Source organism: Corallococcus silvisoli (assembly GCF_009909145.1).
Classification (GTDB): domain Bacteria; phylum Myxococcota; class Myxococcia; order Myxococcales; family Myxococcaceae; genus Corallococcus; species Corallococcus silvisoli.
In genome coordinates, this window is the sequence record NZ_JAAAPJ010000003.1 from 431,611 (window position 1) to 445,077 (window position 13,467).

At 68.4% G+C, this 13,467-nt stretch carries 9 protein-coding genes; 5 read left to right on the forward strand and 4 right to left on the reverse strand.

Annotated features, from left to right (window positions below):
* Positions 1-98 precede the first annotated feature (98 nt).
* The 3 genes from GTY96_RS08195 to GTY96_RS08205 all read left to right on the forward strand — a co-directional run bounded on the left by GTY96_RS08195 (position 99) and on the right by GTY96_RS08205 (position 4,921).
* The gene (locus tag GTY96_RS08195; protein ID WP_161664394.1) at positions 99-1,265 is read left to right on the forward strand and encodes a 4-hydroxy-3-methylbut-2-enyl diphosphate reductase; all 1,167 of its coding nucleotides are present in this window, start codon (positions 99-101) and stop codon (positions 1,263-1,265) included.
* 93 nt (positions 1,266-1,358) lie between these two features.
* The gene (locus GTY96_RS08200; protein ID WP_143899534.1) at positions 1,359-3,935 is read left to right on the forward strand and encodes a carbohydrate binding family 9 domain-containing protein; all 2,577 of its coding nucleotides are present in this window, start codon (positions 1,359-1,361) and stop codon (positions 3,933-3,935) included.
* Positions 3,936-4,183: 248 nt separating this feature from the next.
* Entirely contained in the window at positions 4,184-4,921 is a 738-nt protein-coding gene (locus GTY96_RS08205) for a hypothetical protein (protein WP_161664395.1), read from the forward strand.
* A gap of 209 nt (positions 4,922-5,130) precedes the next feature.
* On the opposite strand, the gene GTY96_RS08210 is transcribed toward GTY96_RS08205, so the two are convergent.
* The 3 genes from GTY96_RS08210 to GTY96_RS08220 all read right to left on the reverse strand — a co-directional run bounded on the left by GTY96_RS08210 (position 5,131) and on the right by GTY96_RS08220 (position 8,000).
* Complete coding sequence (locus GTY96_RS08210; protein ID WP_143899536.1) at positions 5,131-5,454, reverse strand: putative quinol monooxygenase; 324 nt, start codon at positions 5,452-5,454, stop codon at positions 5,131-5,133.
* Positions 5,455-5,739: 285 nt separating this feature from the next.
* Positions 5,740-6,678, reverse strand: a complete 939-nt coding sequence (locus tag GTY96_RS08215; protein WP_328700805.1) for a serine protease — start codon at positions 6,676-6,678, stop codon at positions 5,740-5,742.
* Between the two features lie 326 nt (positions 6,679-7,004).
* Positions 7,005-8,000, reverse strand: a complete 996-nt coding sequence (locus tag GTY96_RS08220) for a hypothetical protein (protein ID WP_143899538.1) — start codon at positions 7,998-8,000, stop codon at positions 7,005-7,007.
* A gap of 374 nt (positions 8,001-8,374) precedes the next feature.
* On the opposite strand from GTY96_RS08220, the gene GTY96_RS08225 reads away from it, so the two are divergent.
* A complete protein-coding gene (locus GTY96_RS08225; protein ID WP_221938225.1) occupies positions 8,375-10,735 on the forward strand; it encodes a M4 family metallopeptidase in 2,361 nt (786 codons plus the stop codon).
* 94 nt (positions 10,736-10,829) lie between these two features.
* Here the strand turns inward: GTY96_RS08225 and GTY96_RS08230 are convergent, their stop codons facing one another.
* The gene (locus tag GTY96_RS08230; protein WP_161664397.1) at positions 10,830-11,024 is read right to left on the reverse strand and encodes a hypothetical protein; all 195 of its coding nucleotides are present in this window, start codon (positions 11,022-11,024) and stop codon (positions 10,830-10,832) included.
* Between the two features lie 280 nt (positions 11,025-11,304).
* Between GTY96_RS08230 and GTY96_RS08235 the strand changes: the two genes are divergently transcribed.
* A complete protein-coding gene (locus tag GTY96_RS08235; protein ID WP_161664398.1) occupies positions 11,305-13,464 on the forward strand; it encodes a xanthine dehydrogenase family protein molybdopterin-binding subunit in 2,160 nt (719 codons plus the stop codon).
* Positions 13,465-13,467 lie beyond the last annotated feature (3 nt).

The window sequence follows — 13,467 nt, forward strand, 5'->3', positions numbered from 1 at the left end:
CCCGTGGCCCCTTCTTCCCATCCCATCCTCCCTTCCCTCGCGGACGCGTCCACCCGACGCGCGCCGGACGGGAGGGCTCTGCCCGAAGGAGCCTCCCCATGCGCCGCCCGTCGTCCTCCTTGTCCCTGCTGGCCCTGTTGCTCGTGGCCACCGCCTCCGCCGCCAGCGAGCTGCGCGGCGCCTGGACGTCCTCGCCCGAGGAGCTCTCGCCCGACAAGATCCACCTCCAGCTCGTCCAGCCCCATCAAGGCGACGAGCGCGACAGGGGCCAGATGGGCTTCACCGAGCCCCGCGCCTCCTTCCAGGGCCTGCCCGCCGGGGACGGCGCCGCCACCTTCACCCTGTCCCGCGAGGCAGGCACGCTTACCTTCACCGGCACCCTCCAGGACGGCGCGGGCGCGGGCCACTACCGCTTCACCCCCAGCGAGGCCTACGCGAAGTCCATGGCCGCGCTCGGCTACCCGAAGCTCACCGCCCTCCAGCAGTTCCAGCTCGCCACCACCAACGTCACCACCCAGCAGGTGAAGGACCTGGCGGCCCTCGGCCACAAGGACATCCCGCTGGAGAAGCTGCTCATGGTGGGCATCTTCAACGTGACGCGCGAGTTCGTCGGCGAGCTGGCGCGGCTCGGCTACCCGAAGCTGTCCCTGGACGAGCTCGTCCAGGGCCGCATCCACGGCATCAGCCCGCGGCGCGTGAAGGAGCTCGCCGACGCCGGCTTCCCGAAGCTCGCGTGGAAGGACCTGCTCGCCATGTCCATCCACGGCGTCACCCCCGAGTACATCCGCGAGGTGCGCGCCATGGGCTACACCGACGCGGACGCCGACCAGCTCGTCGCCTTCCGCATCCACGGCATCTCCACGGAGTTCGCCAGGGAGATGCGCGGCCTGGGCTTCAAGAGCCTCAAGGCAGACAAGCTCGTCGCCCTGCGCATCCACGGCGTCTCCACCGCCTTCGTCAAGGAGATGCGCGAGCTGGGCTTCAAGGACCTGGGCGAGGACGACTTCGTCACCCTGCGCATCCACGAAGTCACCTCGACCTTCGTGAAGGAGATGCGAGCACTGGGATTCCCGAAACTCACGCATGACCAGCTGGTGGCCTTCCGCATCCACAAGGTGACGCCCGAGTTCGTGAAACAAATGCGCGAGGCGGGCTACACTGAAATCACCCCGGATGAGCTGATCCGCCTGCGCATCCATGAAATCGACGGGACGTTCATGCGTTCCATGTCACACCGCAAGGACGGCGGAACGGGCGGCAAGTAGCGCTTCAGGGCCATTCGGGAAATCCATCCTTTCACGCACGTTCTCTTCGAGGGAGCCCGGCGTCCTCGCTGCGCGAGGCGCCAGGGAGATGTCATGTCATTGGGCGTCAAAGGGACCATCGCGCTGGGGTTGTCGCTGTGGAGTCTCGCGGCGGGCGCGGCGGTGGAGGGTCCGGAGGGGCAGCAGCTCCTCCGCGCGGTCAGGGCCGTGGGGCCCATCCAGGTGGATGGGAAGCTGGACGAAGCCGCCTGGGCGAACGCGCCGGTGTTCGACGCCTTCGTGGAGCGCTACCCCCAAGCGGGGCGCGTGCCGTCGGAGAAGACGGAGCTGCGCATCCTCTACGACGAGGACACCCTGTATGTCGGCGTGGTGGCGCGCGACTCTCAGCCGGCGCTCATCGACCGGCGACTGGGGCGGCGTGACAGTGCGCCGTTCTCGGACGCGGTGCAGGTGCTCATTGACTCCGCGCATGACCACCGCACGGCGTACGCCTTCGCCCTCACCGCGGGAGGAGTGCAGAGCGACGGGCTGTTCTACGATGACCGCTACTACACGGCGGACTGGAGCGGCATCTGGAACGGTGTCGCGGGCAGCGTGGAGGACGGCTGGGTGGCCGAGTACGCCATCCCCCTGTCGCTGCTGCGCTTCCCGGAGGCCCCCGTGCAGACGTGGGGCTTCTCCGTGCGGCGGGACATCGCGCGCAAGAACGAGGAGCTGGAGTCGGTGGAGAACCCGCGCACGCACAACACCAATGTGTCGCGGCTGGGCCACCTGACGGGACTCGAGGACGTGCGTCCCCGCGGCCGCTGGGAGCTGATGCCGTACCTCGCGGGGCGCGGGCTGATGCACCCGCAGTACTCCAGCGGGGCGCGCCCCTCGCCACGGCTCCTGAGCCCGTCGCTGGACGTGGGGCTGGACGTGCGCGCGACGCTGAGCAGCAGCCTGGCGCTGGCGGCCACCTTCAACCCCGACTTCGGTGAGGTGGAGTCGGACGAGATGCTGCTCAACCTCAGCACCTTCGAGGCGTACTACCCCGAGCGCCGGCCCTTCTTCACCCAGGGCATGGAGCTGTTCCAGCCGGTGGGCATGAACGTGGGTGACGCGCCCCTGGCGCTGTTCTACTCGCGGCGCATCGGCCTGGACACGCCCATCCTGGGCGCGGCGAAGGTGACGGGCGCGGTGGGCGGCGTGCAGGTGGGCGTCCTGGACGCGCTCGTCACCGGCCCCTGGCAGGCGCGCGACGAGGAACAACCGGACCGGGGGCTGCATCTGGACTGGCGGCGGCCCATGCACGTGGGCCCGGGCGTGCAGCTCCCGGACACCCCCTCCGCGACGACGCACTACCTCGTGGCGGTGGCGCGAGGAAAGGTGGGCGAAGGCTCGCGTGTGGGAGGCGCGGTGACGATGGCCAACCCGCTGTCGGGCACCTGCACCCCGGAGGACGCGGAGCAGGAAGGCGCCCAGCGGAAGGCCGCGTGCCGGGCCCGGGGTGGGCTGGCTGGCGCGCTCGACTTCGACCTGAAGACGGCGGACAGCACGTGGGGCGTGTACGGAATGCTGGTGGCCTCACGCACGGAGGGCGGCCCCCCGGAGCGGGTGCTGGCGGACGGCACGCGGCTGGCGCAAGGCGACTCGGGCGTGGGCGGCTACGTGCGCGCGGGCCGCTTCGGCGGCGAGGGCCTTCGTCCGGAGTTCGGCTTGGACGTGGCCACGCCCAAGCTGTCGTTGTTCGCCGCGGGGTTCCAGCGCTCGCAGAACGAGGTGGCGCCCCGGGCGACGCTGCGCTTCGCGAGGCCCAATGGACTGGGGCCCTTCAAGGCGTTCTTCGCCAACGCCCATGTGGGCGCGCGGTGGTCGGCGGATGAGCGGCACGTGCACCGGGTCACCTGGCTCAACCTCTACGCCAGCGCGACGCTGCCCAGCTTCGACACGGTGGGCGTGGAGACAGGCGCGGACCTGAATGGCTATGACGTGCGGGAGATGGTGGGGACGGGCGTGCCGGTGCAGCGACCGACTCGCAGCTTCATCAGCGCCTTCATCGAGTCGAACCGCAACCGCCTCGTGTCGGTGGAGGCATCCGGCGCGGTGGGCCATCGCAGCCCGGGCGGGCCGAGCCCCGCCGCGTGGGGCTGGGGCTACGAGGTCAGCGTGTCGCTCCGCCCCCACCCGACGCTGGTGACCCAGCTGGAGCTGGGCGCCGACAAGACGGACCACGGGCCGCGCTTCGTGGAGACGCTGGACGACGGCCGCTTCCTCCTGGGCGCACTGGACGCCCGCTACATGACGCTCACGCTGCGGCAGGAGTGGGTGGTGTCTCCCCGCTTCACCGTGCAGGGGTACGCGCAGCTCTTCACCGCGTATGGCCTGTACGGGCCCTTCTTCACGGCCACGTCCGACGCGCAGCGGACGCGGGTGCGGCTGTCGTCGCTCGTGCCCGTCAACCACACGGACGGCAGCAGCTTCTACTCGACGGCGCTGAACGTGAACCTGGTGCTGCGCTGGGAGTACCGGCTGGGCTCCACGCTCTTCTTCGTCTACTCGCGCGCCCAGGAGGGACTCCCGACGCCCGAGGAGGAGCGGCCCTTCGCGACGCTGCGGCCCCGACGGCTGCTGGACGGCCCGGCCAACGACGCGGTGATGATCAAGTGGAGCTACTACTGGGGCACGTGAGGCGCGCGCCGTGGAAGACAGCGCTGGGGCCCCACCCCACGCACGACATACCAACCCGCCCGTTCGAGCAAGGAATCCCAATCACGACATGATTGAATTCCAAGAACCCAGGACTTTCAATCAATACCAGCATTCCTCTTTGCCAGCCTGCTCCTACCCAATGCACTATTCGTTGCGGGTGAACTGAGTTCCCAGTCGCGCAATCAGGCGCCACAAGGGGGCCACCCAGAGGATGCCTGGCAATGAACATGCATTGGAGTGTGGCAGCGCTGGTGTTGCTCACCGTGGGCTGCGGGAACGTGAATCTGGATGAAGGGATGGCCTCCGCGGAGTTGACGAGCCAGGAGGCCGGACTCGCGACCCGCACGTGCGTCAACGACCTGGGATGCACATCCGAATGCCAGTGCCTGACGGGCTACTGTGTGCCGGACGACTTCGGCCCCCCTGCCTCGCAGGAGCACTGTAACCAGGCGCCCGTGCGCGCGTGTAGTACCGGAGCGGACTGCACCTCCGGCTGCAACTGCGTGGGCAACGTCTGCGTCAACGACGGGTTCGGCCCCCCCGCCAACTGCTTGCTGGCTCCAGCGGATGCGTACGAGAGCGACAACACCCACCTCACCGCCTCGTCCTACCCCGGCTCGCCCCAGCTCAATCACTCGTTCCACCGCCAGGGTGACGTTGACTGGGTCATCGTCTTCGTTCCCGCCACTCAGTTGTTGACCGTGGAGACCTACAATCTGCGCAACGGCCCGAAGATGCGGATTGACATCTATGCCTATAACTACGCCAACCGCACGGTGGGGGCGCTGCTGGGCAGCACCCAGAGCTATATCTGCGGCGGCTCCAACCCGCTGTGCAACGTCTATCGGGCCACGGCCAACGCCCAGGCGAACAACGTCTACGCGGTCAAGGTGACGGACCTGCGCGGCCTGCCCGCCGGGAGCGACTGGTCGCCCACTCCGAAGTACGACCTGAAGATGTACTGAGCTCCGCCGTCGGCGGGACCGCACGGCCCGGCGGGCGCGGATGCGCGGGGGCCCGACTGGCGCATCGGGCTGCCTGCCCGCGAGTGAGGGGCGGGCCTGCCCCCATGAAGATGCACCAGGTCCGGTACTTCCTGGCGGTGTCGGAGCCCCACGGCTTCACGCGCGCGGCGGAGCGCTGCCATGGGTCCCAGCCCACGGCCGGAGGACGCTCAGCGCTTCACCGCGAGCACATCCACCATCTCGATGGACGGTGGCTGTGACAGCAGCTCCGGCGCCTGTGCCATCAGGGCCGCGGCCACCCTCCCGCCGAGGTGCGCCTTGCGGCCCGCATCGTCCGCGAACGTATCGAAGATGCCAAAGGAGGTCGGACCGAAGCGCAGCGCGAACCACTGCGCTGTCGCCGGCTCTGCCTGGACCACGGGCAGGCCACCCTCCAGGAACCGCTGCACGTCGGCCTCCTTGCCTGCCTTCGCCTCCAGGCGGACCAGCAGGCCCACGTGAACGTTCTCTGCCTTCTGTGATTGTGTCGTCATGGATTCACCCCTCGTGCTCGTGCCAGTGGATGCGCGACCCGGCCACGATGGGTCCACTTATAGACCTCGCTTCCGGCCACCGTGAGTCCCGTGGCGTCAATGGATGGATAGTCATCACCCATGGGCGAGAGCCGTCCGGCATCTGTCACACGCCACGCCAAGTTCGACCGGGCAAAGGAGCTCTGGACCTGCTCGTGGTGGGGACACGCGAACGCGAGATGGCGCTCCCAAGGTCGGGCTGGCGCCCCTCGACGCCTGCGCCTCCCCCAAGACTCGGTCGCCGCGTCACTGCCGCGCGCGGCTGTAGATGAGAACCTGCGTGTCGATCCAGGAACGGTAGCTGGAGACTCGAGTGTAGACCCCAGGCAGACCCGGCCTCGCGCAGCCCACACCGAAGCTCGTGATTCCGTGGAGCACGTATCGGCCACCGGCCGGCGCGACCAGCGGCCCTCCGCTGTCCCCCTGGCAGCTATCCCTACCGCCTGACGAGTACCCAGCCCCCAGCATCGCCTCTGGATCAATGGCGATGTTCTCTGCCTTGTATGCCTTTATCAGGGACGCGGAGCTCACGGTGGGAACCCCCACCTGCATCAAGCGGTTGGATGTATTTCCCCCCTCCCGGGTCAGGCCCCATCCCGCGGCCACCATCATCGTGCCATCCGGGACCGAAGCCCCCGCCGACGAGAGCCCCACGGAGTCGAGCGGAGGTTCAGCCAACGAGGACTGAGCGCCGAGGGAGGGGCGCATGGGAACACTGCTCAGGCCGCACGACGACTGGCTCGCCGAGGATGACACCTCCGGGAGACATACCGGCTGTACCGTGGCGGTGAACTTGATGGGCTTGTCGAGCACGACGACAGCGATATCGTTCACCGTCGTCCGCGAGTTGTACGCCGGATGGTAGACAGTCCTTGTCGCGGACACGACCTGCTGCGAGGACGAGGGGGAGGCGAAATCATGAGCCCCAGCGGTGACGGTCAATCTGGACGTGCCGTCGTAGACGCAATGGGCTGCCGTGAGCACGATATCGCTCTCCTCCCGGTTGCCGACCCGGATGAGCGTGCCACCGCAGAAGTGGCTTCCGTATTGCTGGAGGCTGACAATCCACGGGTGGCTCCCAGGGCGTGCCTCGACCCCTCCCACAATCGGCTGGTCCACGCGGCCCGTCGCCTCGGCTTCCTCCCTCTCCAACTCCGGGCCACCACATCCCAGCAGGCCGACCACGACAACCACTCCACTCACGAAGCGCAACGCGCCCTCCTTTTCATGCGACACACATGAACAGCAAGTGACATGCCATGCCTCATCAAGGGAAGGCCCGCGCGCCTTCGGCTCACGGCGAGCGGTTGACACGTCAGCGTGCGCTCCCAGCGACGGGATGACGCGTCAGCCGTCCATTCGCGCGCGCCCCATGCGGTCGAAGTGTCACGAGGCCGTATGTCATTCCGGATGGACGACGGACCGGAGGGGCCCGCTGAGCGGCCATCGGGAGCGGGCATCACGCCCGCCCCGGTGAGCGCTCAGGGGTTTTCCGCGAAGGAGGAAGCGGCTCAGCGACCGACGGTGGTGTGCGAGCCGAGCACGATGCCGCGCTGGGCGCTCATGAGACGCGCCAGCTCCGGCGACGCGCCGAGCTCCTGGGGCGTGCGCAGCTGGTGGAAGAACCGGCTGCTCTGGTCGACATAGGACAGCGCCTTGAGGCGGATCTGGAAGCCCGGCGGGGGCTTGGTGTCATTGGCCCAGTACGAGTAGATGATGGTCGTCTGGTAGTTGGCGGGCACATCACAGGTGACGGACGTGTTCCAGCTGCCGTTGTTCGGCGGCACGGTCGTCTTCTCCAGGACGATGAGCGGGTTCGGCCCCGGCGTCCCGGCGGAGAACGCGACGCTGGCCCCGCCAGGGACGTTGGTGCACTCGAGCTGGAACGTGATGCGCCCGGCATCGGACCCCTGGCTGTAGTCCACGGGCGTGTCGAAGGTGGGGCTGTTCACGCTCGTGAGGCTGACGTTGCGCCAGCCGAAGCCCGGGTTGTTGAGGATGAACTCCGTCATGTCCGAGTAGCTGCCCACCTGGGGGATGGGGTTGTCGTGCCGGGGGGTGGAGACGCGGGAGATGAGGCAGTAGTGGTCCCCGCTGATGGAGGCCGGCTCCCAGACGAACGGGTTGGCCGTCACCACGACGTCGTCATGATTGCCGGCCTGGACGAAGACCTCGGGCTGCTGATCGCTCGTCTTGAGCTCGTTGTCCTTCCACTTGTTGGGATACAGCACCAGGCTCGCGGGCGTGTAGTACAGCGACATCTTTCCATTCTCCGCGCCCGGCGCGAGGTTCCGGGTGCGCAGGTAGATGTAGTTGGGGGCGCCGATCACCAGGTTCTGCCCCACGTCCTGGGAGTAGTTGCCGGAGAAGAAGGCCTGCGGGTTGTTGGTGGGATAGATGCCGGAGGGAATGATGTCCGGCGACTCGTAGGCCAGCGGGGGAGAGGGGAGCTCTCCCTTGTCCGACAAGTTGGAGCGGAAGAACAGATCGTCATACATCGTGGCCATTGGCATTCCATTTCAAAAGGGAGTGACATCCACGAACGGAAGTCCCGCGCGGATGCAGGGCCGGCATTGCATCCCCCAGGCCAATGGCTCACACCCGCAAACCATTGCGGAACGCCATGGAACGCCTCCTTCTGACGCATCAACACCAGCCATTGACGTGTCAGGGCCAGGCACGTCGCGTCAGGATGCATCCTTGGAACCAGAGAGGAATTGAGTCCGCCCGTGGACACCCCGGAGACGTCCCTTCACGGACCCACACTTACAGTATTAGTCACACTTGACTTTCTTGACTTTCTTTATTTACTGTTTCTGGGTCCCGCCGCGGCTCCGTCCGAGCCCTGCGGCCATCCCTGTCACGCCCTGGAGCCAAAGACGTGAACCCCACGCCTCCACGCCGTCCCTCGTCCCTTGCCGTCGCCACCACCCTCTTCCTCGCGGCCGGCAGCGCCGCGGCGGCGAACCGCGTCGACCTGCACCTTCAGGATGTCGGTGCGCTCCGGCTGCAGCGCGCCGCCATCGCCAGCACGGGCGGCGCGGCCCTGGAGCCCGTCCGCCACGCCCAGGCGCTGGGCCTGGACGCGGACTCGCGCCTGTCGCTGATCGAACGGGTCAGCGACCACGGGGTGCTCAACCACCGCTACCAGCAGACCTACCGGGGCCTCCCCATCTTTGGCGAGCACGTCATCGTCAACGAGAGCGCCCAGGGCGAGCTCCGCGCGCTGTTCGGCCGCAAGGTCACGGGCCTGGAGCGGGACATCCCGGACGCCTCCGCCCGGCTGTCCGCCGCGCAGGCCCTGGAGATCGCCAAGGGCGCCAGCCTGGGCAGCCGCGTGGGCGCCATGGTCTTCTCGGATGAGAAGTCCCCGCTGATGATCTTCATCGACGACGACGGCCGCGCCCACAAGGCCTATGTCGTCAGCTACTTCTCCGACGCCTTCGGTGGCGGTTCACCGTCGCGGCCGGTGGTCATCGTGGACGCGGACACGGGCCGCGTGCTCAAGCAGTGGGAGAACCTGCAGCACGTGCTGATTGGCACGGGCCCCGGCGGCAACGTCAAGACGGGCCAGTACGAGTACGGCACGAACTACGGCTACATGGACGTGGAGCAGTCAGGCACCACGTGCACGATGAACAACGCCAACGTCAAGACCGTCAACCTCAACGGCGGCACGTCCGGCTCCACCGCGTACGCCTACGTCTGCCCGCGCAACACCGTGAAGAACATCAACGGTGCGTACTCGCCGCTCAATGACGCGCACTTCTTTGGCGGCGTCATCTTCAACATGTATCAGGCGTACATCGGGCAGGCGCCGCTGACCTTCCAGCTGACGATGCGGGTGCACTACGCCACCAACTACGAGAACGCCTTCTGGAATGGGTCGGCGATGACGTTCGGCGACGGGTACACGACGTTCTATCCGCTCGTCAGCCTGGACGTCGGCGCGCATGAGGTCTCCCACGGCTACACGGAGCAGAACTCCGGGTTGATCTATTCCGGCCAGTCGGGCGGCATCAACGAGGCCTTCTCCGACATCGCCGGGGAGGCCGCCGAGTTCTACATGCGCGGCACCAATGACTTCCTGGTCGGCGCGGAGATCTTCAAGAGCAGCGGCGCGCTGCGCTACATGGCCAACCCGCCGCAGGACGGCATCTCCATTGGCCACGCCTCCAACTATTACGAAGGCATGGACGTCCACTATTCCTCCGGCGTCTACAACAAGGCCTTCTACCTGCTGGCCACCAAGCCGGGCTGGAACACGCCGAGGGCGTTCCAGGTCTTCGCCCGCGCCAACGACCTGTACTGGACCCCCAGCACCAACTTCAACCAGGGTGCGTGCGGCGTGCAGACCGCGGCGCAGGACTACGGCTACAGCGTCGCCGACGTCTCCTCGGCCTTCGCCTCGGTGGGCGTCAGCTGCGACGGCGCGGTGGAGCTGTTCCGGCAGACGGACACCAGCGGCAAGCTGACCATCGCCGTGTTCGAGCGCTACGCGACGGCGAGCGCCAGCCAGACCACCAACTTCTCGGTGACGGTGCCCAGCGACTTCGTGGTGATTGGCGGTGGCGGCGAGGGCAAGGAGAGCCCGGCGGGCAACCTGCTGACCGCCTCGTACCCGGACACCGGGCTCACCTCATGGCTGGTCTCCGCCAAGGACCACATCGACTCCGACCCGGCGCAGGTGCGCGCGTGGGCCATTGGCCTGAAGGTCGCGGGCCTGACGCCGGCGCAGGTGCGCTCCTACCTGACCGTCAGCACGGCGACGAGCGCCACGGTCGCCCACCCCGACGTCACCGCCACGCTGCCCGCGGGCTACGTGCTGGTGGGCGGCGGCATCAAGGTGAGCTGGACCGGCAAGGGCAATCTGGCCACGGCCTCCGCGCCCTCCAGCACCACCGCCTGGCGCGTGCGCTCGAAGGACCACCGTGAGTCCTCGCCCGGCTCGGCGCAGGCGTATGCCATTGGCATCAACAGCTCGATCCCGGGCGTCGGGACCGTTGGCAACGTCATCAACAGCGGGACGTCCACGGTCGTCGCCCACCCGAGCTACACGGCGGGCCTGAGCGCGGGCTACGCGCTCAGCGGCTGCGGCGCGTTCGTGAACTGGAGCGGCGCGGGCAACCTGCTCTGGCGCATCAAGCCGGTCAACTCCGGCTGCTCGGTGGCGTCCAAGGACCACATCGACTCCTCGCCGTCGTCCATCTCCGGCTACGCCATCGGCCTGCGCGCGTTCTAGCCGTTCGCCTCCCTCCGTCCCTGGCGGACAAGACGCCCAGCGACCCGCGATGGGTGGCTGGGCGTCTTCACGTCATCGGACTTGAGCAGGTGCCTCAGTACTTGAGGAAACAGACACACACGTCGCCGCTGCACCGCCCGTAGTCGAACCCTTGGTCGATGCACTCGTTCACACAGTTGCCGGCGCAGAACGAGAGCGGCTCCGCTGGCCTGGCGAGCGCCACCGTGGAGCCAAACGACACGGCGGCACCCATCGCAACGGCGAGCAGCAACTGTCCAGCCTTCTTCACGGAGCGGATCATCCAAACCTCTCAAGGTGGGTTGACAGCGTGTTGACAGGACTTCGGCGCGAAAGTTAGCGACCCCTCCGTCCAGTGTCATTTCGCGGTGAGACAGCCGCGGTGCGTCCATGTCACGCATGGATGTCGCGGACATCTCACCCCTGGGTGTTTTCGACCCACTGATGCGACGCGGCCGATGTCTTCACCCGGACAGCGGCTCCGTCAGCCCACTGAACGCCCCAGGCCGGGTCCGCGCTGGCGCGTCGGTGGGATGTGCGATGGTCTTGCCATGACGGATTCGCCCCCATCGGAAGCAGCCGCGCCGGGAGGCGTCGACCGCCGCCGGTTCCTGACCTGGGTCGTGGCCTCCCCCGCGCTGATGATCGCGGCCCGGTTGGGGCTGGACGTCCCTCCCGCCGCGGCGGCGGAGGCACCCGCGCCGGATGCGGCGGCGCCCTTCAATCTCTACATCGCCCTCGGGACGGATGGCCGTGCCGTCGCCACCCTGCCCCGCACGGAGCTGGGCCAGGGCATCACCACGGCCGTGGCCATGCTGGTCGCGGAAGAGCTCGACCTGCCGCTTGACTCGGTGGAGGTGCGCAGCGCCGACGCGGATGACCGCTGGCTCATCCAGCTCACCGGCCTGTCCACCACGATGCGCTACCTTGCGGGCCCACTTCGCGCCGCGGCGGCGGATGCCCGGTCCCGGTTGATCACCGCCGCCGCGCACCGCTGGCGGGTGCTGGCCCTCACCCTCACCACCGCCAACGGCGAGGTGCGCGCGCCGGACGGCCGCCGGTCCGGCTATGGCGAGCTGGTGGAAGCCGCCGCGTGCGTGCTGCTGCCAGAGGTCCTCCCGGTGCCGAAGCCTCCGAGCCAGTACACGCTCGTCGGTCGGCCCACGGGGCGCATCGATGCTCGGGACATCGTCACCGGGGCGGCGCGCTACGCCCTGGACCTCGACGTTCCTGGGGCGCTGCCCGCGGTGGTGGCGCGGCCCCCCACGCTGCGCGGCTCCATCCAATCCTTCGACGCCACCGGGGCCCGGGCGATGCCAGGCGTGGTGGGTGTGGTGCCCATTCCGTCAGGCGTGGCGGTGGTGGCCCAGACCTTCGCGCAGGCGTTCGCGGCGCGGGACGCCCTGCGGATCGCCTGGGCGCCGGGACCGGCGGCGGCGCTGTCCGACGTCGACATCCGGGCCCGCTTGCGGGATGCGGTGGGTCCCCGGCCCCTGCCCCCGCTGCTCACGATCCGGACCCTGGAAGGGCGCTTCGACTTCCCCTACCTCGCGCACGCGCCCATGGAGACCCAGAGCTGCGTGGCCCACGTGCAGGGCGCGCACGCGGAGGTCTGGCTGGGGGCGCAGGATCCGAAGTTCGCGCGGCGGGAGGTCGCCAGGGCCCTGGGCTGGGAGCTCACCCCACAGCGGGTGACGGTGCACGCGGTCCGCGCGGGCGGCGGGTTCGGCCGCAGGTTCTTCCCCGAAGCCGCGGTGGAGGCCGCGCTCGTCTCACGGGCCGTGGGGCGGCCGGTGAAGCTGATGTGGAGCCGCAACGACGACATGCGCCACGGGCACTACCGGCCCGCCAGCCACCATCGCATCCTCGCCTCCCTGGGCCTGGGTGGGGCGGTGCTGGGCTGGAATCACCGCGCCGTCATCCCCACCGTGGAGTTTCCCCATGGCTTCGGAGATGTCGTCACCGCGCTCGTCGGAGAGGTCCTGCCCGAAGTGACCAGCGCGACGTTCTTCACGCTGACGCAGCAGGTCCCCTATCAGTTCGGCTTCGTGAGCCAGGGCCTGACCGAGGTACCGATTCCCATTCCCACCGCGTCCTTCCGTTCGGTGTTCACCAGCCAGGTGGGCGTGGCCAACGAGATCTTCGTCGACCAGCTGGCCCGGGAGCTCCACGTGGATCCCGTCGACCTCCGGCGTTCGCGGCTCAAGTCTCAACGGCTCAGGGCGGTCCTCAACAAGGTGGTGGCGGAGGGCCCCTGGGGCCGGTCCCTTCCGCCCGGCGTGGCCCAGGGGGTCGCGGTCCTCGAGGAGTGGGACAGCGCCATCGCGCACCTGGTCGAGGTCGACGTCACGGGAGAGGTGCCTCGCGTGTTGCGCGTCGTCATCGCCGCGGACGTAGGCCTGCCCATCAACCCCAAGGGCATCGAGGCGCAGCTCCAGGGCGCCGCCGTGGATGCCATGTCCACGACCCTGAGCGCGGGAATCCACATCGACGCGGGAGCGGTGCGCGAGGGCAGCTTCGCGGACTACCGCTGGCTGCGGATGAAGCACGTCCCCTCCACCCTCCAGGTGCACCTGGTCCGGTCGGATGACCGCGTGGGCGGCGTGGGAGAGCTGGGCTATCCCAGCGCCGCGGCGGCGCTGGCCAACGCCATTGCCCGGGCGAAGGGCACCATGCCCACCCGCTTCCCCATCCTGGACGAGGGAGCCTGACCC